Genomic DNA, 25,058 nt, shown 5'->3' with positions numbered 1-25,058 from the left:
GCACCCGGCCCCTCAGACGGTGCTACGCCGCGTAGTTCGCGCGCAAGATCGCGCCGAGCTCTGCGTCGACGTTCGTCCAGTACTGGAAGAACGCCTCGCGGATGCGGTCAACGGTGATGGCCTGCGCCTGGCCACCGAGCACCTCGTGGAAGCGTGCCTTCTCCTCAGCCGAGAACACGTCGCGGTAGAGGGTGCCCGCCTGGCCGAAGTCGTCGTCGTCGGCGCGCAGCGTGTGCGCGGAGCGGACGAGCGTGCCGTCGGCCTCCCAGCTTGCCTCGACGCCCGCGACCGGATCGGCCACCGGGCCGCCAGCCGGGCCGTACGAGTTCGGCGAGTAGGTGCGGTGCTCTGCGCTGTTGAAGTGGTAGCGCATGTTGCCCTCGTGCTGGTAGTTGTTCACCTCGCCAGCGTGCGGCTGGTTGACCGGCAGCTGGTTGAAGTTCGCGCCGATGCGGTGACGGTGCGCGTCAGCGTACGAGAACACGCGAGCCATGAGCATCTTGTCGGGCGAGATGCCGGTGCCGGGCACCTGGTTGCCGGGCGTGAACGCTGCCTGCTCGATCTGAGCGAAGAAGTTCTCAGGGTTGCGGTTCAGCGTGAACGTGCCAACCTTGATGCGCGGGTAGTCAGCCTTCGGCCACACCTTCGTGAGGTCGAACGGGTTGAAGCGGTAGGTCTTGGCTTCCTCGTACGGCATGATCTGCACGTAGACGTCCCACGACGGGAACTCGCCGCGCTCGATCGACTCGAACAGGTCGCGACGGTAGTAGTCGGCGTCCGAGCCGGCGAGCTTCTCTGCCTCTTCCGGCGAGAGGCGCTCGACGCCCTGCTGGGAGATGAAGTGGTACTTCACCCAGAAGCGCTCGCCCTCGGCGTTGATCCACTGGTAGGTGTGCGAACCGTAGCCGTTGAGGTGGCGCCAGCTCTTCGAGAGGCCACGGTCACCCATGAGGTAGGTCACCTGGTGTGCGGACTCGGGGGAGAGGGTCCAGAAGTCCCACTGCATGTCGGCGTCGCGCAGGCCCGATGCCCCGAGGCGCTTCTGCGAGTGGATGAAGTCCGGGAACTTGATGCCGTCGCGGATGAAGAACGTCGGCGTGTTGTTGCCGACGATGTCGAGGTTGCCCTCGGGCGTGTAGAAACGCAGCGAGAAGCCGCGGACGTCGCGCCAGGTGTCGGGGGAGCCCTGCTCGCCGGCAACCGACGAGAAGCGGATGAGGGTCTCGGCCTTGGCGCCCGGCTGGAACACCGCGGCACGGGTGTACTTCGAGACGTCCTCGGTCACGACGAACTCACCAAACGCGCCGCCGCCCTTCGCGTGCGGGTTGCGCTCGGGCACGCGCTCGCGGTTGAACGACGCGAGCTTCTCGAGCAGGTAGTGGTCGTGCAGCACCGTGGGGCCGTCGGGGCCAACGGTGAGCGAGTGCTCGTTGTTCGCGACGGGGGTGCCCGTCTGCGTGGTCAGGGTTTTGTTCTCAGCCATGATGCCTCATTTCGTGGGGGTTGAGTCGGATGGAAGTTGTGATGCAGTTGATGACGGCGCGTTAGCCCGCAACTGCGCAGTCGGTACACAGGCCGTGGAATGTGACCTCGGCCGCCTCGATCTGAAATCCGTGGTCCTCAGAGGGGGTCAAGCACGGTGCCGCGCCGACGGCGCACGGCACGTCCTCGAGGCGCCCGCACGACCGGCACAGCAGGTGATGGTGATTGTCACCGACCCGCGCCTCGTACCTGGCGGACCCGCCGGCTGGCGTGACCCGCCGAACGAGATTGGCCTCAACGAGGGCCGTGAGTACGCCGTAAATGGCCTGGAGCGATGTGCCAGGCAGGTCGCCCTTCAAACGCTCGTAGAGCTCGCTCGCGTCGAGGTGCCCACCCGGCTGTAGTGCCTCAAGAACGGCGCGACGGGGCGCCGTGGAGCGCAGCCCGACGGCGTTCAGTCGAGCCGCCGATTCCGTGGCGGGGTGGGTTGTGGGCATGCCTCTAGTGTAGCCCTTATTTTGAATCATTCAAATGAAGGGAGGAATTCCCAGCGCAATGCACACAGCCGTTGCTAAGCTGAGGAGTTGTCACAATTAGGCAACGACGATGCCTCTGCTCCGCAGTTCATCGCGCACTACCGTACAGGAGACACAACGTGGCGACAGTCCTCGAGAAGATCCTTCGCGTCGGCGAAGGACGCACGCTCAAGAAGCTCGAGCGGTTGGCCAAGACGGTCAATGACCTTGAGCCCTCTTTTGAGGCCCTCAGCGACGAGGAGCTGCGCGAGGAGACGACGGAGTTTAAGAAGCGCCTTGAGGCTGGCGAGACGCTCGACGACCTGCTCCCTGAGGCGTTCGCGGCGGTCCGCGAGGCGGCGAAGCGCACGATTGGGCTCCGCCCCTTCGACGTGCAGGTCATGGGTGGCGCGAACCTGCACCTCGGCAACATCTCCGAGATGAAGACCGGTGAGGGCAAGACCCTCGTCGCGACAATGCCGTCGTACCTCAACGCGCTTGCAGGCAAGGGCGTGCACGTCGTGACCGTCAACGACTACCTCGCGAGCTACCAGTCTGAGCTCATGGGTCGCGTCTTCCGCGCCCTCGGCATGACGACCGGTTGCATCATCTCTGGTCAGGATCCCGTCGAGCGTCGCAAGCAGTACGACGCCGACATCACGTACGGCACGAACAACGAGTTCGGCTTCGACTACCTCCGCGACAACATGGCGAGCACGTCGGCCGAGCGCGTGCAGCGCGGTCACTTCTTCGCGATCATCGATGAGGTCGACTCGATCCTGATCGACGAGGCGCGTACCCCGCTCATCATCTCGGGCCCGTCCTCCGGCGAGGGAAACCGCTGGTTCGGTGAGTTCGCCCGGATCGCAAAGACCCTCGAGCCCGGCGTCGACTACGAGGTCGACGAAAAGAAGCGCACCGTCGGCGTGCTCGAGCCGGGCATCGAAAAGGTCGAGGATCACCTCGGCATCACGAACCTGTACGAGTCGGTGAACACGCCGCTCATCTCGTTCCTCAACAACTCGATCAAGGCGAAGGCCCTGTTCACCCGCGATAAGGACTATGTCGTGCTCAACGGCGAGGTGCTCATCGTCGACGAGCACACCGGCCGTATCCTCGCCGGGCGTCGCTACAACGAGGGCATGCACCAGGCCATCGAGGCGAAGGAAGGCGTGCAGGTCAAGGCCGAGAACCAGATGCTCGCGACCGTCACCCTGCAGAACTTCTTCCGCCTGTACGACAAGCTCTCGGGCATGACCGGCACCGCCGAGACCGAGGCCGGCGAGTTCATGTCGACCTACAAGCTCGGCGTCGTCCCGATCCCCACGAACAAGAAGATGCAGCGCATCGACCAGCCCGACCTCGTCTACAAGAACGAGGAGGCGAAGTTCGCTGCGGTCGTCGACGACATCGCCGAGCGTCACGCGAAGGGGCAGCCGGTGCTCGTCGGCACGACCAGCGTCGAGAAGAGCGAGTACCTGTCGCGCCAGCTCGCAAAGCAGGGTGTGCGCCACGAGGTGCTCAACGCGAAGAACCACGCACGTGAGGCCGCGATCATCGCGCAGGCGGGCCGCTACGGCGCCGTCACCGTCGCAACTAACATGGCCGGCCGCGGTACTGACATCATGCTCGGTGGCAACGCCGAGTTCCTCGCCGTGCAGGAGATGACCGCGCGCGGCTTCTCCACGGAGGAGGATCCCGAGGCGTACGAGGCCGCGTGGGACGACGTCTTCGAGGCCGTGAAGGAAGCGGTCGCCGGCGAGGCCGACAAGGTACTCGAGGCTGGTGGCCTCTACGTGCTCGGCACCGAGCGCCACGAGTCGCGCCGTATCGACAACCAGCTGCGTGGTCGTTCGGGACGTCAAGGTGACCCCGGCGAGAGCCGCTTCTACCTGTCGCTCGCCGACGACCTCATGCGCCTGTTCAACTCCGGCGCCGCCGCCGCGCTCATGAACCGCGACGGCTTCCCCGACGATCTCGCGATCGAGTCGAAGATGGTCACCCGCTCGATCCAGAGCGCCCAGAGCCAGGTCGAGGCGCGCAACGCTGAGATCCGCAAGAACGTCCTCAAGTACGACGACGTCCTGAACCGTCAGCGTCAGGCGATCTACGGCGACCGCGCCCAGATCCTTGACGGCGAAGCCATCGAAGAGCGCGTGATTGCGTTCCGCGAGCAGACGATCGACGCGATCCTCGATTCGCACGGCGCAGATGAGAACTGGGACTTCGACGCGCTCTGGTCAGACCTCAAGCAGCTCTACCCGATCGCGCTCACCGTCGATGAGGTTGTCGCTGAGGCGCCGAACGGGCGCGTCGACAAGGCGTTCCTCCGTCGCGAGATCCTGTCGGACGCCGAGGTCGCGTACGCCGCTCGTGAGGAGTCGCTCGGCTCCGAGGCGATGCGCGAGCTCGAGCGCCGCGTTGTGCTGACGACGATCGACCGCCGCTGGCGCGACCACCTCTACGAGATGGACTACCTCAAGGAGGGCATCGGCCTGCGCGCGATGGCGCAGCGCGACCCGCTCGTCGAGTACCAGCGCGAAGGCTTCACGATGTTCGAGGGCATGATGGGGCAGATCAAGGAAGAATCGGTCGGCCTCCTCTACAACCTCGAGGTCCAGGTCCGCCCGAACGAGCCAGGCCACGAGGGGCACGTCCACCTCGAGGGTGGCGGCCTCGACGAGCAGACGAAGCCCGACGAGGCCCAGCTGAGCTACACGGCCCCCGACGTTGACGGCACCCCCGAGGTGAGTGGCGCTGGCGCCAACCCGGCACAGGCCAAGCAGCGCGGCTCGAAGCAGCCCGAGCAGCCCACCACGCGAGGCGCATTCGGCCAGCAGGTTCCCGCCGATGAGGCCGGTGCCGCGAACCGCGCCCAGCGCCGCGCGAAGAAGAAGTAACGGCCGCGTACCCGCGCTCACCGTGACCCCGCATCGACCATCGATGCTTCTCTGGAGGAAATACCCATGTCGAATGACACCACGTCGCGACTCTCGAAGAACGAGCGACGCACGCAGGCTCGCGAGCAGGCTCGGATCGCTCGTGAGGCTGAGAAGAAGCGCGAAAAGCGCCGTCGCCTGTATGTGCAGGGCGGCGTCGTGCTTGGCGTCGTCGCGATCCTCGCGATCGTCGGCCTCGTGCTCACACAGTCGCTGAAGCCCGCCGGTCCCGGACCGAAGAACATGGCTTCCGGCGCCGCAGTGTTCACGAAGGACCTGAAGGTCGTGCCGTCGCCCGCACTTGAGGACCCGAAGGCCGAGCGCGTCGCCCCCGAGGTGAACCGCGACGAGCTGCCCCTCGACGTCACCGTCTACGTGGACTACATGTGCCCCGCCTGCGGCAACTTCGAGGCCCAGAACGGCGTCATGCTCGAGAACTACGTCGGCTCCGGCGATGCGAACCTCGCGGTCTACCCGATCAACTTCCTCGACGGCCAGTCGCTCGGCACGAAGTACTCGACACGCGCGGCGAACGCGTTCGCCTGCGTCGTCGAGCAGCAGCCCGACTTCGCCTTCGAACTGCACAAGCGTCTCCTGAGCCCCGAGGTACAGCCGTCCGAGGGCACCCCGGGCCTCGACGATAAGGAACTGCTGAAGCAGGCCGAGGCGGCCGGTGCGAAGCCGACCCAGGAGCTCCAGCGCTGCATCCAGGACCGGCCCTTCGGCGGGTTCTTCAGCGAGAACTACACGGCCGCGAGCGAGGGCATCTGGGGCCTCGCCGACGGGCAGCGCCTGCTGCAGCCCTCGAGCGCGACGGAGCTCCAGCCCGAGGGTAAGCCGCAGCGCCTCGTATCGACCCCGCTCGTGCTCGTCAACGGGCAGCAGTGGAGCGAGGGCCGCGACGGCTCGCTCGAGACCTTCATGCTGAAGATCAAGGGTGAGATCGAGCAGGCCGGCGCCGCAGAGTCGGCAACGGACTAACAAATTTCCGACTAAGATCGGAGGGGCGGCTTCGGCCGCCCCACACGCCTCCTTAGCTCATCTGGTAGAGCAGCAGCCTTGTAAACTGCAGGTGATCGGTTCGAGTCCGATAGGGGGCTCACACGAATGGCTCCGCTTCGGCGGGGCCATTCTGCGTTGTGGGGTGCGGGATCGCGCGCGCCCGTGCTGGCCCGAGTGTGGGCGCTGGCGCGGCGATCGCCCGCGAGCAGCGCGAGTACAATGGGGAAAATGGCTCGTTCCAAGTATCAGCTCGCGGCGGCCCTCACAGGCTCTGGCCTCGCGGGTATGCTCGTCGCCCTGCAGTCTCGCATTAACGGCGGCTTCGCGCAGGAGATCGGGAGCGGCTATCTTGCCGCGGCGATCTCATTCGGGGGAGGGCTTGTCCTCATTGGTCTGGTGCTCGTGTGTTCGCGGCGCGGCCGAACTGGCCTCGGGAAGATGCGCCGCGAGGTCTCGGCCGGCAGGCTTCCCGTCTGGGCGCTGTTCGGGGGCATTGGCGGCGCGGCATTCGTGCTGACGCAGGGGCTGATCACCCCGCTCACGGGCGTCGCCCTTTTCACCGTCGGGATCGTCGCCGGCCAGGTGTCTGGCGGCCTCCTGATGGACAGGCTGGGGCTTGGCCCGGGCGGGCGCATCAACGCCACACCGACGCGTCTTGCGGGAACGGCCCTCGCCATCGTCGCGGTCATCGTGACGGTGGCCGCAAGCCTCGACGCGGACCTCGTGCTGCTCGTGCTCGTCCCGGTCGTTGTCGGCGCGGGCATGGCAGCCCAGTCGATGGTGAACGGCCTCGTGAGAGCGGCCGCGGAGAGCGCGGTGACCGCGACATTCATGAACTTCGTCGTCGGAACGGCGGTGCTCGGCACCGTGGCGCTCGTGTCGGTGCTCATCAACGGCTGGCCGACGAGCTGGCCGTCGGAGCTCTGGATGTACAGCGGCGGCGTCATCGGCGTGATCTTCATCGCCGTGGCCGCGATGCTCGTCCGACAGGCCGGGGTGCTGCTGCTCAGCATGTCGAACGTTGCCGGCCAGCTTATCGCCGCGATGCTTTTCGAGATCGGGTTCCCGCTCGCGGGCGGGCTCACTCCGGCGCTCGTGGTGGGGACGACGATCGCGTTCGTGGCCGTGATCGTCGCAGCGCTGCCGAGTAAGCCGCTCGGGCGGGGCGAGGCGATCTAGCGCGGAGCGCGCCTAGCGGTTGATGACGAGTCTCGGAGTCGGCAACGCAGCGTCGGGAGTGGTGTCGAACACGTACGCGATTCCGTCGCTCATGAAGTTGGCCGCGCTGACTGACTGGCCCGACACGGTGGTGAGCGGGTCGCGGCCGGCCGGCGAGTCCACGATCGCCGCGGCCGAGTCGGTCACGGCGATCCAGTTGTCCAGCTGGACGAGCAGGCGGCGGGGCAGCGGGGGATCCTCGCTGGGTCCCTGCCCCGTCCAGTAGGGGGCGCCGCCGGCTTTCGTGAGGTGCTCCGACGCGAACCAGTGGCCGAAGCTCACATGCTCGGGGACGTCCCAGAAGCGATCAGGATCGGTGAGCTGATCCGCCACCTCGGCAGAGATTCCGTCCTCGTCCGACGCCCACGCCTGCACCCAGAGCTGCGGAAGTATCCGCGCCGGCGCCGCGCCGGTCGTCGTTGGCGCCGCCGTCTCGGCGGAGTCGGCGGGCACCGGTAGCAGCAGGCACCGATTGGCGATCTCGTCGGGCTCCCAGAAGTCGCAGACGTCGTCACTCTCGCACTTGAACACGAGCAGCGCGTGCCCTGACGGGATCCGTGGCAGCCATGGCCCGGCCGCGAGCTGCAGCAGGAGCGTCATGGCCCTGCCACACTCGCCGCACTGCGGCCACGCGGCGGCCGGGAGACCCGTTGGGAGCCCGCCGAAGTAGCTCAACGTCTCAGCAGAGCCGTCGGGCCGCGAGAGGGCCCACAGTGGCCTCCAGATCTCCATGGTGTCATCCTAGGGCGCCTGAAGGAGCCCAGGCGGCTCCGGGGCGCAGCTTACGAGGCCGGACCCTCGAACCCGAGGGCGAGGGAGTTCATGCAGAACCGGTTGCCGGTCGGGGTGCCGAAGCCGTCGGGGAACACGTGGCCAAGGTGCGAGCCGCAGTTCGCGCAGCGCACCTCAGTGCGGACCTGCCCCAGCGTCGTGTCCTCGAGCAACTCGACGGCGTCGGGGTTGATGCTCTCGTAGAAGCTCGGCCAGCCGCAGTGCGACTCGAACTTCGTGCCGCTCTGGAAGAGCTCGGCACCGCAGCCGCGGCACGAGTACAGCCCGTCGCCCCACTGACCGAGGAGTTCGCCGGTGCCGGCGCGTTCGGTCGCGGCCTCGCGCAGAATGGCGTACTCGTCCGGTGTGAGGCGCTCGCGCCACTCGCTCTCGCTGAGCTGGAACGGGTAGTTGCCCTCGCCAATGGCAGACATAGTGACCTCCGAAGATTTTCGTGTGTTTCAAGCATACGGGCCCCGGACTGTGCGTGATCCGTACGAAAACTCGCCCAGGTCTGATCTGCAGCTTGCATCATCTGACGATATTCGTCAGACTTATGGGTGGTCGGCAGACTTAGGTTTGCCTCAGTTCGGTCCGATGTAGGGTGACTCCCCAAAATGAGCGCCTGAACTCTCTTACCTTTTCAAGGAGAACTCGTCGTGAGTACACTCACCGAGAAAACCGGGCGCTTCGGCGCCGGAGCGCTCGCAATCGTCACGTCAATCCTCGTCGTTCTGAGCGGCCTCCTCGTCGTGCCCACGGCACAGGCGGCTGAGGGCCCGACGATCACGGTTTCCCCGTCCGAGAACCTCGATCCGGCGGTAGAGCAGACGCTGACGGTCACAGGGGCCGGCTTTGTGGGCGATGCAGCGACCACAAAGAATGGCGTGTACGTGCTCTTCGGTGAGAAGAACATCTGGGCGGGTGGTGGCCCGCTCGTCGCAGACGGTTGGATCGCACAGGGCTGGGTCCAGGCGAGGAACATCGTCGATGGCGCTTTCACCACGACGCTTAAGGTTCCGGCGAACACGCTCGATCCTGCCAAGGAATACCATGTCGCTACGTCAGCCGCCCACGAGCTCTCCGGCACCGTGCGCGCGCTTGATTCCTTCGCGCCCGTGACAGTCCAGCAACCGGCGCCCGTTGCGGTGGCAACCGCAACCTCGCTGTCGGTATCGGCACAGTCAGTCACGGTGGGCGATAAGCTCACGCTCACGGCGACAGTTGCGCCCGCAGCCGACGGAACCGTTATCTTCTCTGACGCGGGCACTCAGCTCGGAGACGCTCAGCCGGTTGTTGACGGTGTGGCGACACTCACCACTGGAAGCCTTTCTGTGGGGGCGCACGCGATTCGCGCGACGTTCGTGCCGGCGGACCCGGCAGCGTTTGTCGGGTCAGTCTCGGCTGAAGAATCCGTGGTGGTTACGGAGAAGACGACCCCTGAACCAGTGAAGGCGTCGATTGAGGCGTCGGTGGTTGAGGCGACCGAGGCTGGCTTGCAGGTGTCGGCGACGGTGAAGAACATTGTGCTTCGCGATGCCGCCGATGTTCCTGACACTGGCAAGGCTGATGCTGGCGTGTATGTCGGGATCATTGAGAAGGATCGTGTTGCCGACTATGGCAAGGATTCTGCCGCGGGTGCTGCGCAGGACTTCGCCTACAAGACGTTCATCAAGGATGGTGCGGTTACGCGGAGTATTCCGGTTCCTGTTGCGAAGCTGGATCGTTCGAAGCAGTATGTTGCGGTGACGTGGCTTGCGCATGGCATGTTGAACGACGGCCGGTACTTGGGGCAGGTTGATCTTGCGGTGTCGGAGGCCCAGTGGGACAGCGTCTTTGGTTCGCCGAAGGCGTCGATTGAGGCGTCGGTGGTTGAGGCGACCGAGGCTGGCTTGCAGGTGTCGGCGACGGTGAAGAACATTGTGCTTCGCGATGCCGCCGATGTTCCTGACACTGGCAAGGCTGATGCTGGCGTGTATGTCGGGATCATTGAGAAGGATCGTGTTGCCGACTATGGCAAGGATTCTGCCGCGGGTGCTGCGCAGGACTTCGCCTACAAGACGTTCATCAAGGATGGTGCGGTTACGCGGAGTATTCCGGTTCCGGCTGCGAAGCTGGATCGTTCGAAGCAGTATGTTGCGGTGACGTGGCTTGCGCATGGCATGTTGAATGACAGCCGGTACTTGGGGCAGGTTGATCTCGCGGTGTCGGAGGCCCAGTGGGACAGCGTGTTCCCAAAGGCATTCGCGCCTGACGTTCGGCTGTTCAAGGCCGATGGAGTCACTCCGCTCGACCCTGCGGAAGAGGTGAACCCTGGCGACGAGATCGTCGTGCGGGGAACAGGTTTTGACCCGAGTTCAAACGTGAACCTGGGACGCCCGCCGGTGACCTCCGGCGACCCCGCTGGAAACTACGTAGTGTTCGGTGCCTTCGCACAGGATTGGAGCCCGGCAGGCGGTGCCGCCGGGACCCAGCGCGTCGTCGCTGACCAGCGGTGGGCGATGACAGACGAGACCTTCGTCAACATCGCTCCAATGTACAAGCCGATGGTTGCGGCCCAGCGTGTCCAGCTCACCGCTGCAGGCACCTTCGAAGCCCGGCTGCAGGCAAAGGACATTCCTGAGGGCAAGACCGTGCCCGCCGGTGGCTCGTACGGAGTGTTCGTTTACGCGGCCGGGACCGCCTCGAACGCGGCGCAGGAGTTCGGCCTGCGCTTGAACTACAAGGAAGAGCGTCCGACGAAGCCGGTGTACAAGCCTGCGCTCAGCGTGTTCCTCGCAGATGGAACCACGGAGTACACGAATCAGGAGCTGAAGGCCGGAGACAAGCTAGTTGTACGCGGCACGGGATTCGACCCGTACGCGAACAAGCCGGCAAATAGCTCGGGTGGAGTCCCGATTCCTAATTCGCTTCCGCAGGGAACATTCGTCGTGTTCGGAAGTTTTGCCGAGAACTGGCAGCCTTCGAAGGGTGCCTCCGCTGCAACTCGGACGATGAACAAGGATTCACGCAAGTGGGCCCTTGCCAAGGACACGCTCGATGCTATCCCTGAGTCGTTCCGCGAGACGATTCGCAAGGAATGGGTGCAGATTGATCCTGCCACCGGATCATTCGAGACCGAGATCACGCTTAATGCCCCAGAGGAGGCCCTCGCGAAGGGCACCTACGGGATTTACACCTACGCTGGCGGTGCGGGCCAAGTGGCTAACGCTTTCCAGGAACTCAGCGTTCCGGTGAACTTCAAGACGGCAGGGACTGTGGACCCCGAGCCCTCGGTCACGGAGGGTGACCTGACCTGGGCGTTCAGCACCGGGTGGAATGCCTACGTTCGAGGAATTGCGAACGGAACCATCACAGCCACGGCTGGTGCGAAGACCGACGCGGCCGGAAACACGACGTACACGCAGGTTAAGGGCGGCACATACGACGTTAAGACCGGTACCGGGTCGATCTACTTCGCGGGAACCGTGCGATATGTAAGCGAGGCTCACGGGTTTGATATTGCCTTGCGGAACCCGCAGATTACATTTACCTCGAAGTCAGCTGCGACGCTGAGCATCGAGGTGTCGCGGGACGACGCTGCTGGTACGTCAGCCATGAAGCGCATCAAATTTGCCACGATCGCTCCCGGTGAGCTCGTCAAGAGCGAGGACGGGCGTTTGAGCTGGGCTGGCGCGACGGGAGTGTTCGCGAGCAACCTGCAGATCGAGGCCTGGGAACAGTACGCCAACAAGGCGACCGCGCCGCTCTCGTTCAGCTACGGTGCCGAGGCTGAAGTCCCGGTCGGGCCGACCGAGCCGACCAAGCCGGTGAAGCCCAAGCCCACACCGAAGCCCACACCGAAGCCGCGCCCGGTCGATACTGCGCAACAGGCAGGTTCGCTGAGCTGGGGTATCTCGTCCGGCTTCCGCGACTACACCACTGGGCGGATTGCAAAGGGATCGATCAGCACGACCGGCGTTGGCGCCAGCGGTGGGGCGTACCTCTTCCCGCAAGCGAGCGGGGGCTCCTGGAACAAGCAGGCGCAGACTGGCAGTGTCCAGTACTCCGGTGTGGTGACGTTTAGTGGTCATAGGGGCCTCATGACAGAGACCTTCTCGAACCCGGTTATCACGGTCACGAGTGCCACCTCGGGAACCATCTCCGCTGGCGGTCGCAGTTTCGCACTGGACCTCGGCTCAGCAAGCAAGAGCGTCGGAGCCAACGGCGCCGTTACTTGGAGCGGTGTGCCTGTGAGCGGTGCAATCTCCGGTGGAGGCAGTGCGGGCGGTGGCACGGGCGGGGGATCTTTCGCAGTGGACCCGCTTACCTTCACCGTTGGATCTGCCAGCCGCGTGAGCTACGGTTCAACGACCCAGACCGAACAGAAGGCCGCCCGTCAGGCCGCGGCGACGCCTCCGACAACTGAGGGCATTCGCGTTATCACGCCGGCCGACGAGATCGTTCCCGGCGGTGAGATCGAGTTTGTCGCGGCGGGCTTTGAACCGGACGAACGAGACATCCTCGTGGTGCTCTACTCTGACCCGATCGTTCTTGACGAGAAGGCCGGGGCGAGCTCGGTCGGTGAGGTCCGATGGATCGGCATGCTCCCCGACGATATCGCCCCAGGTGAGCACACCATCACGCTTCAGGGCAGCAAGGACGCCGGTGCGGTGATCAAGGTTGTCAAGGAGAAGCCGAAGAAGAAGGCTCCGGTGGTTAACCAGGAGGAAGCGAGCGCGGACGTGTCGACGCAGCGTGTGAACACTGCTGCGCCGGTGGCCTCGGATGGACCCGTGTGGATGTGGTGGGTGGGCGCCGGTGCGCTTGTTGCCCTCGCCGGAGCGATGGGCGTGGTCCTCGCGAATCAGCGACGCGCAGCAGCGGCTGCTACCGTCGGTAGTGGCACCACGCCAAGCGCATGAACTACGAGGAGAAACACGTGAGCGACCGACGTCAGCGCCGAGCAGTCTCGGCGGGATTCACCGCCGCCCTATTGGTTGCTGGGGGCCTTGTCGTTGGACCGGCAGGCGCCGCGAGTGCCCAGACGACGGCTGCCGACTCCTGTGCAGTCTCGGGTGCTGAACTGCGGTGGGGAGTGAAGGAGAGCTTCCGCAACTACATCAGTGGAAGCATCGCAAACGGCGAGTGGACAACGGAGAACGGCGCAAGCTACGAGACCCCGGCCTTTAGCTGGCCGAACGGCGCGGGCGCTGTAGCACCTGAGCTTGACTCAGGGTCGGTGAAGTTTACGGGCGATGTGCACTTCACAGGTCACGGCGGCCTGATGAAACTCGACATCCGGGACCCTGAGCTCGTCTTCACTGGCTCGGAATCCGCTCAGCTCGTTCTGGGAATGGGATCGACTGACACCGACGAAGCCGAGCTCACCTATGAGCGTGTTGTCGCGGGAAAGGTTGACCTCGCCGGATACGACGCAGGGGAGGGCTCGACGCTGTCGATTCCCAGCGCGCAGGTGAGGCTCACAGCCGAGGGCGCGGCGGCACTCAACGGCGACTACGGAGATTACGTCGCGGGCGCCGAGGTAGATCCGCTGTCGCTCACGATGACGGTGAGCGGGTGTGACCTCGCATCTTCAACCGCGACGCAGCCTCCAGCTGCGGAGGCCGAGACGGCCGCGCCCGAAGCGCCTGAAGCCACAACACCGGCTCCCGAACAACCCGTTCCCTGGATCCCGATCATTATCGGAGGTGTGGCTCTCATTGCGATTGGCGTGACCTCGGGAATGCTCATCGCTGATAGGCGCAAGAACGCTGCCCCTGATCAGAAGGCGGAGGGGCCGGAGGGCCCGACCGACTAGCCTCCAGCGACAGTCTTGAAGGCCCTGACGCGCCAGAAGTGCGTCAGGGCCTTTCGCTGTTCCGAGCCCGAGCCCGATCCCGAGCCCGAGCCCGCGCTGCCCGCGCTAGCGCCGCCCGCGCCAGGGCCGCGACTGTACACGACCCCCGCAAGTGCACACGGTTCCGACCCCGAGGTTTCGTGTACATCCGCAGGAGTCGTGTACATCGGCGGGCTTGGCCAAGGAGGCTGGCGGATGGAGTGCCGGGAGCCACGGACCCGAGCCCCGGGAACGACACAGGGCCGGTCGCTCCCGAAGGTGCGACCGGCCCTGTTGCCTAGCGGGACTTAGAAGTCCATGCCTGCACCCGGGTCAGCTGCCATGGGAGCAGCGGGCTCGGGCTTGTCGGCGACGACTGCCTCGGTGGTGAGGAAGAGGCCAGCGATCGATGCAGCGTTCTGCAGCGCCGAACGGGTGACCTTTACCGGGTCGTTGATGCCGGCTGCGAGCATGTCGACGTACTCGCCGGTTGCTGCGTTCAGGCCCTGGCCGACGGGGAGCTCAGAGACCTTGTGTGCCACAACGCCGGGCTCGAGGCCTGCGTTGAGGGCGATCTGCTTGAGCGGAGCCTCGATAGCGACCTGCACGATTGCCGCGCCGGTAGCCTCTTCGCCGGTGAGCTCGAGGTTCGCGAACGCCTTGGCGCCAGCCTGGATGAGTGCGACGCCGCCGCCGGGGACGATGCCCTCCTCGACTGCTGCCTTCGCGTTGCGGACTGCGTCCTCGATGCGGTGCTTGCGCTCCTTGAGCTCAACCTCGGTCGCTGCGCCAGCCTTGATGACTGCAACGCCGCCAGCGAGCTTCGCGAGGCGCTCCTGGAGCTTCTCCCGGTCGTAGTCGCTGTCGGTGTTGTCGATCTCGCGGCGGATCTGCTGCACGCGGCCCTCGACTGCTTCCTTCTCGCCGCCACCCTGAACGATGGTGGTCTCATCCTTGGTGATGATGACCTTGCGGGCGGTGCCGAGCATGTCGAGCGTTGCGTTCTCGAGCTTCAGGCCGACCTCTTCCGAGATGACCTGGCCGCCGGTGAGGATCGCGATGTCCTGCAGCATTGCCTTGCGGCGATCACCGAAGCCCGGAGCCTTGACGGCTGCCGACTTGAAGATGCCGCGGATCTTGTTGAGCACGAGCGTAGCGAGTGCCTCGCCCTCGACGTCCTCAGCGATGATGAGGAGCTGCTTGCCCGACTGGATAACCGGATCGACAACGGGGAGCAGGTCCTTAATGTTCGAGACCTTGCTGTTGACGACGAGGATGTAGGGGTCCTCGAAGACGACTTCCTGGCGGTCAGCGTCGGTGACGAAGTACGCCGAGAGGTAGCCCTTGTCGAAGCGCATGCCCTCGGTGAGCTCGAGCTCGGTGCCGAATGTGTTCGACTCCTCGACGGTGACGACGCCCTCCTTGCCGACCTTGTCGATAGCCTCGGCGATCAGCGCGCCGATCTGCTCGTCAGCTGCGGAGATCGAAGCGGTTGCCGCGATCTCGGCGGTGGTCTCGATCTCCTTCGAGTTTGCGTGCAGCTCGGTGATGACCGCAGCCACTGCCTTCTCGATGCCCTTCTTCAGAGCGATGGGGTCGCTGCCCGCAGCAACGTTGCGGAGGCCCTCGCGCACGAGCGCCTGAGCGAGCACGGTTGCGGTGGTGGTGCCGTCGCCTGCGACGTCGTCGGTCTTCTTCGCGACCTCCTTGACGAGCTCAGCGCCGATCTTCTCGTACGGATCGTCGAGCTCGATCTCCTTGGCGATCGAGACGCCATCGTTGGTGATCGTCGGGGCGCCCCACTTCTTCTCAAGGACGACGTTGCGGCCGCGCGGGCCCAGCGTCACCTTGACAGTGTCAGCGAGGATGTTGAGGCCCCGCTCCAGGCCACGACGTGCCTCTTCGTCAAACGCAATCATCTTTGCCATGTAATTCGCCCCTCCCGGACGTCTAGGGAAAGCTGCAGAGACCCCGAGGGTTCTGCGCCAGGTTTAGCACTCAGTCGATCCGACTGCTAACACCAATTTTGGCACTCAGGTGCTGAGAGTGCAAGGAGAGGTGCTCGCCCGCAGCGAACGGCGGAACGAACTAGTTCGCGGACTTGCCGGGGCCAGCGTAGTCGGCGCCGATGAGCACCACGAGGTCGGAGTCACCCTCCGCGTAGTCGGCGTTCAGATACGTGGAGACGCCGCCGAGCTTCTCAGCGAGTCCGAGCGCCGCCGCCTCGTTCGCGGCATCGGCGTAGAAGACCGCCGAGATCGCGGTGTCAGTGTCCGCGGCCGGTCCGGCGAGCACGATCGTGCCCCACTTTTCGTCAGTGATGACGGTGGCGAGCGCCTGCGCAGTCGCGCCCTCGGCGGTGGTGCCGTCGAGCACTGCGACCGTCGCCTCGGGGTTGAGTTTCGGCTTGACCTTCGTGTCAGCGGTTGCGGGGCCCTGCGAGGAGGGCAACGGGAGGGTGCCAGCCGAGCCGGCAATCGTCACGCCGACGATGCCGATTGTCGTCAGGAGGGCAGCTCCGATCAGGCCGCCAAGCACGAAGTGCCAGGTCACGCGCGGCTGGGCCGTCACGCGGTGGGCGCCGATGCGACCGCCCGCCGGGATCTCGTCGAACCGGTCTGCCGGGTACTCGGAAGCCGCGGCGCGTCGCGAACGTACGCCGTGCGCCGCCTCGTGTTCCTGTGTCACCCGTGTCTCCAAGGTCCCCTGCCTAAGCTCGGTCGCCGACAGGCGTCCGAGAGTTTCAACGCTCAAGAATACCTTGCCGCCGCGAGGCGCATCCTGAAAGCACTCGGAGCGGCGTGCGCTGCGCGTTGGCGTGGGCGCTAGAGCGAGTCGGGCGCATAGATCGCGCGTGCGAGTGCGTCGATCACATCAGGGGTGCGGCCGGCGCTCGCGAAGAGCATCGAGTCGTTGATGTCGATGATCCTGCGCTTCTTGCCCGCTGTCGTGAGCGCGATGCTCGGCTGCGCCTCGATGAGGCCGTCAACGCCCTCCGTGCTCGTGAGGCCCTTCGACATGACGAGAATGATGTCGGGATCCATCTTGACGAGCGCTTCATCGGTCATCGGGCGCTCGCCCTTCCATCCAGCCTCCTCGGCGACGTCGATCACGCCGAGCGACTCGAGCAGCGTGTCGACTCCGCTGCCCTCTCCGAAGAGGTAGTAGATGCCCGCGCCACCGCGGACGTAGAGGAACGCGACGCGCGGCCGCTTTGCCTCGTCGGTGGGGATCAGCCGGGCGACTTCCTCCTCCTTGGCGGCGATGGCGTCAGCGACCTTCGCATTGAGCTCGGTCGCGGCATCCGCGACGCCGAGACCCTCCGCGAGCTGCTGCGTCGCCTCGGCTGCCGACGCGGGATCGACGGACCGTTTCACGACGATGACTGGCACGCCGGCGTTGCGCATGACGTTCACGAAATCGATGCCGCCGACGCTGAGGTCGGTGAAGATCACGCTGGGCTCCAGGCCGAGCACGGACTCCGCCTCAATGTCGTGGCCGCCGGTCACGACGAGGGGGAGGTCCTCTGACCCGGGGAACGTTGTCGTCGCGTCGCGGCCGATGAGCTGATCGCCGAGGCCCAGGTTGTAGACGATGTCGGCGAGGGTGCCGGTGAGCGAGATCGCGAGCACGCGGGACGTGTCCGTCACCTCGACGGGGACGTCGCCGGTGCGGTCGTGCGACTGCACCGTCACCGGAAGCTTCGCCGTCGGCTTCTCCGCGAGTGGCGTGACTGAGGGGGCGCCAACGATCGCCGTCGTCGGTCCCTCGTAATCCAGCGGATTCTGAAGCGGGGTGAGCGAAGCAAGTGGCGGCAACTCGACAGTCTCGGTGCCGCCTCCCGATGCGTTCGGCCCGGCCGTCTGGCAGCCTGTCAGGGCGATGGCGAGCCCCAGGGCGAGGGCGAGTGCCGCCCGAGTGCGAGAAGTGCGAGCCTTGAGCATCGATCCCCTTTTCATATGTATGACGTGAGCAAGCTTAACCTCACGAAGATATGATGAAGTGTGAGTTTTCTCGAAGACTCTCTCGTACACGGCGTTGCAGAGCGCCCGGATCTCCTAGAAAGCGTCACGCGCGAGCATGAATAGCACAGGCCGCACTTCGCCAACACGACGGAGTAGTCGCGCACCCATCCTCTTCGCCGTCCTTGCGGTGCTGCTCGTCCTGAGCGTGCTCGTCTCGGCCGGGACGGGGCAACTCGCGATCCCGCCGCAGGAGGTGCTCGGCTCGATCCTGCACCGCGTTGGCATCGACTGGCTGCCGCTGCCGTCAGTTCCGGCGGGTGACGAGGCGCTGTGGGCGATCCGCTTCCCGCGCGTCGCGATGGCGGTGCTCATCGGTGTCGGCCTCTCAGTCTCCGGCCTCATCATGCAGGCGATCTTCGGCAACCCGCTCGCGGAGCCAGGCGTCATTGGCATCTCCTCCGGTGCCGCGGTTGGCGCGGGCATCTCGATCGTGTTCGGGCTCACCGTCTTCGGGCAGTGGACGACGGCGATCCTCGCGTTCATCACCGGCCTTATCGCGACGCTCATCGTCTACTCGATGAGCCGCGCCGAAGGCCGAACCGAGGTCGTGACGCTCGTGCTCACCGGTATCGCGGTGAACGCGATCGGCGGCGCCGCAATCGCTGCCCTCACGTTCATGGGCGATACCCAGTCGCGCGAGGCGATCGTGTTCTGGCAGCTCGGCAGCCTCAAGGGAATGAGCTGGTCGCAGGTGCTCGTCGTCGCGCCGATCATCGCCATCGGGCTGTTCGCCGCCTACATCTCGTCGCGCAAGCTCGACCTCCTCGCGCTCGGCGAGCGCAACGCGCGCCACCTCGGGGTGAATGTTGAGCTGCTGCGGATCGGCATGATCCTGGTCGTCTCCTTGCTCGTCGGCGCGGCCGTCGCATTCGCCGGCATCATCTCGTTCGTCGGGCTCGTGATCCCGCACCTCATGCGCATGATCCTCGGCCCCGCACACCTGCCGCTCGTGACGGCGACCGCGCTCGCCGGCGCGCTGCTCATGACGCTCGCTGACCTCGCCGCCCGGACGCTCGTGCCGATGGCCGAGCTCCCCATCGGCATTCTCACCGCGCTCGTCGGCGGACCGTTCTTCTTCTGGCTGCTCCGACGAACCCGCAAGCGCTCGGGAGGGTGGGGATAATGAACGCTCGCCACATCGCACTCCCGACGGTCGCCGATCACGGCACCGTCGTCTGCGCAGCCGAGTCCGTCACGATCGAGCGCGGTCGGAAGAAGCTGCTCGACAGCGTCTCGCTCGACGTTCGCGCCGGCGAGGTGCTCTCGCTGCTCGGGCCGAACGGCGCCGGCAAGTCGACGCTGCTCAGCCTGCTCTCGGGTGACGTCGAGCCCGACGAGGGCCGCGTCGAGTTCGGCGGCAAGCTCCTTGACGAATGGTCGCTCGTCGACCTCTCGCGCCGGCGGTCCGTGCTGCTGCAGGAGAACCAGCTGCTGTTCCCGTTCACCGTGCACCAGGTCGTCGAAATGGGCCGCGCCCCGTGGCGCCGCACACCACTCGAGGACGACGACAACGAGGCGATCGGCGAGGCAATCTCGGCGACCGACATCGGCCACCTCGGGCATCGCAGGGTCCCGTCCCTGTCGGGCGGCGAGCGGGCGCGCACCGCCTTCGCTCGCGTGATTGCGGGCCGCACGGGTGTGCTCATGCTCGACGAGCCCACCGCCGCACTCGACCTGGGGCACCAAGAGGCCGTGCTCACGCTCGCTCGCGAGCGCGCCGCGGCCGGCGACGCGGTGCTCATCGTGCTCCACGACCTTAATCTTGCAAGCGCCTACTCCGACAGGATCGCGCTGCTACGGCAGGGCAAGATCGTCGCGAACGGCGCCCCCGACGAGGTGCTCGAGGCTGACGTGCTCACCGACGTCTACCGCACCCCCGTCGAGGTGATCCGCCACCCGGTGACGGGGCAGCGGATCGTGCTGCCGAATCGCGCGCTCTAGCTGTACTGACCTCGACGATCTGCGCGGCGAATTTTACGCGCGGGTCCCGGCGCTGATAAAGTGGTTCGCTGTACGGGCGTGACGCTCGCACGGGTCCTTAGCTCAGTTGGTAGAGCGCGTCGTTCGCAATGACGAGGTCAGGGGTTCAATTCCCCTAGGATCCACCATCACTCGTGTTTCCACGCGGCAGGTGTTCGCGCATCCGCGAGCTCCAGCCGCAGCAGCGTCACCCGGGTAGCCGCCTCGCGCAGCCGACCCTCGGGAAGCGCCCCGGTCTCGACCGCCGCCGTCACACCGTCGACGAGCGCGGCCACGCCGGTGGCGTCCATGCCGATGACGGTGAGGGCGAGGTCCGCGCCAGCAGCGAGCGCGGCCACGGTCGTGTCGACGGGATCCTGATACTCGGGGACGCCGCTCGCGCGGAGCATGCCGAGGTCGTCGGTGACGGCGACGCCGGTGAACCCGAGCTCGTCCCGTGCGAGCGCATACCACTCGGGTGCGAGCGACGCGGGGGCAGGCGAAACTTCGGTGTAGGCCAGGTGACCGAACATGAGCAGCTCGGCGCCGGCGTCGATCCCGGCGGCGAACGGGGCTGCCGTGTCGGAGCGCCAGTCGGCGAGCGAGAGGCCGGTCTGCGGGATCGCCTGGTGCGAGTCCGCCGGGGTGACGCCGTGGCCGGGGAAGTGCTTGAGCGTCGTGGCTACGCGCCCGCGTTCACCCTCGACGGCTGCCGCCACGCGCGGAGCGGCGTCCTTCCCGGTGTCGCCGAGGGAGCGTGGGTAGATGAAGCTGGCCGAGTCGGCGGTGGCGTCGGCCACGACCCCGAAGTTGACGGTGATGCCCGCGGCCTGGAGGAGGTCAGCGCGCCCGCGAAACGCGTCCGTCGTTGCCCGCGGCGGCTGGGAACGGAGCGCGTCCGCGCCGGGGAGCGTGTCCCACGGCAGCCTGGTGACGAGGCCGCCCTCCTCGTCGATCGCGACGAGTGGCGGAAGCGCCTCGTCGACCGTGAGCTGCGCGGTGAGCGCGGCAAGCTCCTCGGGTGTGCCTGGCACGTTCGCGCCCATGAGGATGAACCCGCCGATGCCAGAGGTCGTCATGAGGGCGTGGAGCTGGGTCGCATCCGTGGTGGGGATTGACGCCATGATCACGCTGCCCGCGAGCTCGCGCGTCGAAGCCGCCGCGACCCACTCGTCGGCTTCTGCCGCACGGAGTTCCTCGGGCGTGGGCGGTGGCGGGGGAGCAGACGTCGTCGGGGCCGCGGGCGCGGCGGGCTCCGGAGCGCAGCCAACCACTCCCGCCGACAGCGCGAGGCCGAGGGCGCCAATGGCCGCCCAGCGGAGGCGGCGGGGGAAGGGACGCATACCCAGATTCTAGGGGTGCCCTAGCGGCATCGGGGCGAACGCATAGCCGATCAGGATCGCCGACAGCTTCGCACAAGTGGTCCATTGCAACACGCTGAAAGTGGGCCTTGAGGTAAACCAAAATGCTCGAGAGGGTGGACAGCATGAACGAACAGACACTGCACACTTCCGCCTTCACCCCGCACAACGCCGCGCACGCGGCGCTCACCGATCGCTTCCGCGGCGGCGTCATCATGGACGTCGTGACCGCAGAGCAGGCGAAGATCGCCGAGGCCTCGGGCGCGGTCGCGGTCATGGCCCTCGAGCGGGTTCCCGCCGACATTCGTGCGCAGGGCGGGGTCGCCCGCATGAGCGACCCGGATCTCATCGACGGGATCCGGGCGGCGGTATCGATCCCGGTGATGGCGAAGGCCCGCATTGGGCACTTCGTGGAGGCGCAGGTCCTCGCGGCGCTCGGCGTTGACTACGTTGACGAGAGCGAGGTGCTGTCGCCGGCCGACTACGTGCACCACATCGACAAGCGGCAGTTCGACGTGCCGTTCGTGTGCGGGGCGACGAACCTTGGCGAGGCGCTGCGCCGGATCACCGAGGGCGCGGCGATGATCCGGTCGAAGGGTGAGGCGGGCACCGGCGACGTGTCCGAGGCGACGCGGCACATCCGCACCATCTCGGCAGAGATCGCGCGTCTCGGTTCGCTCGGTCGTGACGAGCTCTTCGTTGCGGCAAAGGAGCTGCAGGCGCCCTACGAACTCGTCGCAGAGGTCGCCGCGACGGGCGCGCTGCCCGTGCCGCTCTTCACGGCAGGTGGGATCGCGACACCGGCCGACGCTGCCATGATGATGCAGCTCGGGGCCGACGGCGTTTTCGTTGGATCGGGAATCTTCAAGTCCAATGCGCCGGAGCAGCGCGCCGTCGCCATTGTTCGGGCGACGCAGCACTACCGCGACCCGGAGGTCATCGCCGAGGTCTCGCGAGGGCTCGGCGAGGCGATGGTCGGCATCAACGTCAGCGACCTTCCCGCGCCCCACCGCCTCGCCGAGCGCGGCTGGTAGTGGCGGGGGAGCGGCACCCGGCATGCATACACTTGTCGGGTGTCGTTTTCCCTCTGGCTCTCACTGCTGACCGCGTGCCTCGTCATTAGCTTCACCCCCGGGGCGGGCGCGATCAACACGATGTCGAACGCGCTCGCGAGCGGCTGGCGGCGATCGATCTGGGGCATCGTTGGGCAGGTTGTTGCGCTCATCGTACACATCGTGATCGTCGCCGCCGGCGTCGGGGTCTTCGTTGCGAAGTCGCCGGCGCTCTTCGCGGGCATCAGGTACGCGGGCGCCGCCTATCTCATCTATCTCGGTGCGCGGATGGCGGTCACGAAGCCGAAGCAGGCGGACACCGGTGGCGTCGTCGTCGTGCCGCACGTGACGAACCGGGCGATGCTGCTGCGTGGCCTGTGGGTCAACCTGTTGAACCCCAAGGCGATTGTCTTCTTCCTGGCCTTTATCCCGCAGTTCGTGCGGCTCGATCAGCCCCAGGTGCCGCAGTACGCGATCCTGGCGGCGACCGCGGTGGCGGTTGACGTGCTCGTCATGTGGTTCTTCTTCGCTGCGGCGGCGAAGCCGTTTGGCCGGTTTGCGTCGACGGCGCGGGGGCAGCGCGTGCTCAACACGGTGTTCGGCGCGCTGTTTGTCGTCGTGGCCGGCGTGCTCCTGTTCATGCACTAGGGGTCATCTACCCCCGAATCTTCACCCGTCACGGAACGGCACATTTGGGCCAATCATTCTATTTGGCTTGTAATCTAACAAGATGCACCAAGTGGATCCACAGGGGGGGTGGAACACAGGCATCGGCTTCACTGCCTCCCATGCCGTCTCGCATCGAATCCGAGCGAGCAGCGTTTGGTGCGCTCCGAGCCGGCTCCGCGATCGCGGTGCTCGGCGACGCAGGCTTCGGACGATCCACCCTGCTCTGGCGGCTCGCATCGGACTCCGCTCGGTTCGGGGCCGACACACTTACGGTCTTCGGCAGTGAGGCGCTCACGGCGATCCCGTTCTCGCACCTCGCGACGCTCGCGACCCGGGTCCCCGAGATCGCCGGCTACGCGGAGGATCCACTCAGTACTTCGCAGGCGCTCGCCGCGCGGTTCCACGCGCGGCCGCTCCGCGTCTTGATCGACGACGCCGAGCACGTCGATCCGACGTCGGCCGCGATCCTCACCCAGCTCGCCGGCGTCGGCATCGTGCAGCTTGTGCTCGCGGTGCGCGATCCGGCGCGCCTGCCGAGCGCGTTCTACGCGTTCCTCGGGCATGCGGGCACTGCGCGAGTCAGCCTCGGTGGGATCGACGAGACCGACGCGAAGGTGATGCTCGAGGCGCAGCTCGGACAGCAGGTGAACGCGAGTTCGCTCACCCACATGCTCCACGCCGTCGACGGCGTGCCGCGGGAACTCGCACGGCTCGCCGACGAAGCGATGGGCTCTGGCCGCTTCGTCAGCGCGCGCGGCTACCTCGTCTACGTCAGGGAGCGGATCGACGAGGGGACGGCCGAGGCGCAGCAGCGGGTCTCCGACTGGTGGGCGCGCGCAGCGACCGGGGTGCCCGACGAAGACCAGGCCGAACTCCTTGCGCTGCTCGCACCGCTCATCGCGGCCGGCGACGGCGAGGCGCGCCTGCTCGCCGGACGCATCGAAGCGATCAGCGGCGACTACGGTCACGGAATGCGGCTGCTCACACCCCAGCCCGGAGATTCCAACTACTTCCGCGCGTCTGCCGCGCTCTGGCGGGCCCACGCCGGCGAGCAGATCGACCCGGGCCAGTTCGAGGAGTGGGCGGCGAACGAGAGCTTCTCGCCATCGCTTCGGTTCGGGCTCCTCGCCGCTGTCATGGCGAACGAGAGCTACGCGGGCAAGCCCATCGTCGCGCTCGAGCGCGGCTTCACCGCCCTCGAGAGCGACCTATGGAAGCACGTGAGCGGACCCGACAGCGGGGCACTGCTCTACTCGCTCCACCTCGCGCTGATCTGCGAGGGCGCGCACGAGCTCGTGCACGCGTTCAGAGTCGTGGGGATCGACTGGGACAGGCTCGGCGTCGACCACGGGCTCTTTATCGCGTCACGCGCGCACGCCCTCATCGAGTGCGGCCGCGCTGCCGAGGCGCTCGACCTCGCGCACCAGGTCCTCGCGCTCACCGAGATCGGCGACCCATTCGGGATCGCGGGGTTTGTCGCGGCGATCGGCGCGGCAGCCGCAGCAATGCTCGAGGACGCCGAACGGGCCCGCGAGCTCCTCGCGATGTACCGGTCCGGCTCGCCACGGAGCGGCCAGATGCTGCGCCCCGAGGCCGAGCGGTTGGCGGTGGGCGCGATCCTGCTCGTCGATGGCGAGGCCGCCGCCCGCGCCGAGCTCGACGCGCTGCTCGCGCGCGCGGGCGTCGACGGCCTGCCGTTCATAGCGATGCGGCTCACGCATGAGGCGTGGCGGCTCGGACTGATTGATGGGTTTGCCGCGCCGGCTGCCGCCGCCGCAGACATCGACGGCCACCTCGCGGCCGCGCTACGCCGGCTCCCCGACGCCGCCCTCGTCGAGGACATCGCGAGCTCACAATACGCCGACGGGCGGACGCTCTACGCTGCCGAGTTCCTCTCGGAGGCCTCCCGTATCGAGCGGGCCAACGGGAACAAGGTTCGCGCGCAGGCGCTGCTCACCCAGGCGGCCGAGCTCGCTGACCAGCTGCCCGGTGTCAACACGCCGCGCCTGGCGCGCGTGCGGGTCGACCCGACGCTCTTGACCGCCCGCGAGATCGAGGTGTGCGTGCGCGCCGCCTCCGGGCTGACAAACGTCGCCATCGCCGAGGAGCTCTTCCTGTCCCAGCGCACGGTTGAGGGCCACCTGCAGCGTGCGTACGCCAAGCTCGGGGTGAGCGATAGGCGACAGCTGCTTCCCCTTGTCGACGAGCTGCCCCTACGCGATTAGGGCGCTGAGCCTACGCAGTTCG

Annotated in this window: 18 protein-coding genes and 2 tRNA genes; 12 read left to right on the top strand and 8 right to left on the bottom strand. The window is 66.5% G+C overall.

Annotated elements, in window-relative coordinates; all coding sequences use genetic code 11:
* Positions 1-22: 22 nt before the first annotated feature.
* Together BJ960_RS13615 and BJ960_RS13610 are read right to left on the bottom strand one after the other, a co-directional pair.
* On the bottom strand, positions 23-1,483 hold the full coding sequence (locus BJ960_RS13615; RefSeq protein WP_185987688.1) for a catalase: 1,461 nt from the start codon (positions 1,481-1,483) through the stop codon (positions 23-25).
* Positions 1,484-1,544: 61 nt separating this feature from the next.
* Positions 1,545-1,979, bottom strand: a complete 435-nt coding sequence (locus BJ960_RS13610) for a Fur family transcriptional regulator (protein ID WP_185987687.1) — start codon at positions 1,977-1,979, stop codon at positions 1,545-1,547.
* A gap of 158 nt (positions 1,980-2,137) precedes the next feature.
* On the opposite strand from BJ960_RS13610, the gene secA reads away from it, so the two are divergent.
* From secA to BJ960_RS13590, 4 genes are all read left to right on the top strand, one after another.
* Positions 2,138-4,897 carry a preprotein translocase subunit SecA gene (gene secA / locus BJ960_RS13605; protein WP_185987686.1) on the top strand — a complete coding sequence of 920 codons (2,760 nt, stop codon included), beginning with the start codon at positions 2,138-2,140 and terminating at the stop codon, positions 4,895-4,897.
* 66 nt (positions 4,898-4,963) lie between these two features.
* Positions 4,964-5,917 carry a DsbA family protein gene (locus BJ960_RS13600; protein ID WP_185987685.1) on the top strand — a complete coding sequence of 318 codons (954 nt, stop codon included), beginning with the start codon at positions 4,964-4,966 and terminating at the stop codon, positions 5,915-5,917.
* A gap of 46 nt (positions 5,918-5,963) precedes the next feature.
* Positions 5,964-6,036, top strand: a tRNA-Thr gene (locus BJ960_RS13595).
* Between the two features lie 130 nt (positions 6,037-6,166).
* A complete protein-coding gene (locus tag BJ960_RS13590) occupies positions 6,167-7,117 on the top strand; it encodes a DMT family transporter (protein ID WP_185987684.1) in 951 nt (316 codons plus the stop codon).
* 12 nt (positions 7,118-7,129) lie between these two features.
* On the opposite strand, the gene BJ960_RS13585 is transcribed toward BJ960_RS13590, so the two are convergent.
* Entirely contained in the window at positions 7,130-7,888 is a 759-nt protein-coding gene (locus BJ960_RS13585) for a hypothetical protein (RefSeq protein ID WP_185987683.1), read from the bottom strand.
* A gap of 50 nt (positions 7,889-7,938) precedes the next feature.
* Positions 7,939-8,361 carry a peptide-methionine (R)-S-oxide reductase MsrB gene (gene msrB, locus BJ960_RS13580; RefSeq protein ID WP_121076921.1) on the bottom strand — a complete coding sequence of 141 codons (423 nt, stop codon included), beginning with the start codon at positions 8,359-8,361 and terminating at the stop codon, positions 7,939-7,941.
* A gap of 225 nt (positions 8,362-8,586) precedes the next feature.
* Here msrB and BJ960_RS13575 point away from each other — a divergent pair, with 225 nt between their 5' ends.
* Both BJ960_RS13575 and BJ960_RS13570 read left to right on the top strand, forming a co-directional pair.
* Positions 8,587-12,831, top strand: coding sequence for an HtaA domain-containing protein (locus tag BJ960_RS13575; protein ID WP_185987682.1), 4,245 nt, complete (start codon positions 8,587-8,589; stop codon positions 12,829-12,831).
* 17 nt (positions 12,832-12,848) lie between these two features.
* Positions 12,849-13,727: an HtaA domain-containing protein gene (locus BJ960_RS13570; protein WP_185987681.1), complete on the top strand. Its 879-nt coding sequence runs from the start codon at positions 12,849-12,851 to the stop codon at positions 13,725-13,727.
* Positions 13,728-14,053: 326 nt separating this feature from the next.
* Here BJ960_RS13570 and groL read toward each other — a convergent pair whose 3' ends face one another.
* The 3 genes from groL to BJ960_RS13555 form a co-directional block, all read right to left on the bottom strand.
* Positions 14,054-15,673, bottom strand: a complete 1,620-nt coding sequence (gene groL, locus BJ960_RS13565) for a chaperonin GroEL (protein ID WP_121078806.1) — start codon at positions 15,671-15,673, stop codon at positions 14,054-14,056.
* A 160-nt stretch (positions 15,674-15,833) separates the two neighbouring features.
* Positions 15,834-16,433: a LytR C-terminal domain-containing protein gene (locus tag BJ960_RS17250; protein WP_185987680.1), complete on the bottom strand. Its 600-nt coding sequence runs from the start codon at positions 16,431-16,433 to the stop codon at positions 15,834-15,836.
* Positions 16,434-16,570: 137 nt separating this feature from the next.
* On the bottom strand, positions 16,571-17,689 hold the full coding sequence (locus BJ960_RS13555; RefSeq protein WP_185987679.1) for a heme/hemin ABC transporter substrate-binding protein: 1,119 nt from the start codon (positions 17,687-17,689) through the stop codon (positions 16,571-16,573).
* 136 nt (positions 17,690-17,825) lie between these two features.
* On the opposite strand from BJ960_RS13555, the gene BJ960_RS13550 reads away from it, so the two are divergent.
* From BJ960_RS13550 to BJ960_RS13540, 3 genes are all read left to right on the top strand, one after another.
* Complete coding sequence (locus BJ960_RS13550) at positions 17,826-18,893, top strand: FecCD family ABC transporter permease (protein ID WP_121078800.1); 1,068 nt, start codon at positions 17,826-17,828, stop codon at positions 18,891-18,893.
* The gene (locus BJ960_RS13545) at positions 18,893-19,711 is read left to right on the top strand and encodes a heme ABC transporter ATP-binding protein (protein ID WP_202229112.1); all 819 of its coding nucleotides are present in this window, start codon (positions 18,893-18,895) and stop codon (positions 19,709-19,711) included. The genes BJ960_RS13550 and BJ960_RS13545 overlap by 1 nt, the downstream gene beginning before the upstream one ends.
* A 91-nt stretch (positions 19,712-19,802) precedes the next feature.
* Positions 19,803-19,878, top strand: a tRNA-Ala gene (locus tag BJ960_RS13540).
* Here the strand turns inward: BJ960_RS13540 and BJ960_RS13535 are convergent.
* Positions 19,879-21,072, bottom strand: coding sequence for a glycoside hydrolase family 3 N-terminal domain-containing protein (locus BJ960_RS13535; protein WP_185987677.1), 1,194 nt, complete (start codon positions 21,070-21,072; stop codon positions 19,879-19,881).
* 143 nt (positions 21,073-21,215) lie between these two features.
* Here BJ960_RS13535 and pdxS point away from each other — a divergent pair, with 143 nt between their 5' ends.
* The 3 genes from pdxS to BJ960_RS13520 all read left to right on the top strand — a co-directional run bounded on the left by pdxS (position 21,216) and on the right by BJ960_RS13520 (position 25,036).
* Positions 21,216-22,124, top strand: a complete 909-nt coding sequence (gene pdxS / locus BJ960_RS13530) for a pyridoxal 5'-phosphate synthase lyase subunit PdxS (RefSeq protein ID WP_185987676.1) — start codon at positions 21,216-21,218, stop codon at positions 22,122-22,124.
* Positions 22,125-22,163: 39 nt separating this feature from the next.
* Positions 22,164-22,790: a LysE family transporter gene (locus BJ960_RS13525; protein ID WP_185987675.1), complete on the top strand. Its 627-nt coding sequence runs from the start codon at positions 22,164-22,166 to the stop codon at positions 22,788-22,790.
* A 140-nt stretch (positions 22,791-22,930) separates the two neighbouring features.
* A complete protein-coding gene (locus tag BJ960_RS13520) occupies positions 22,931-25,036 on the top strand; it encodes a helix-turn-helix transcriptional regulator (protein ID WP_185987674.1) in 2,106 nt (701 codons plus the stop codon).
* The last annotated feature ends 22 nt before the right edge of the window (positions 25,037-25,058 follow it).

It is taken from the genome of Leucobacter aridicollis, from assembly GCF_013409595.1.
Taxonomy (GTDB): Bacteria; Actinomycetota; Actinomycetes; order Actinomycetales; family Microbacteriaceae; genus Leucobacter; species Leucobacter aridicollis.
This window is presented reverse-complemented; position numbering and strand designations above follow the sequence as displayed.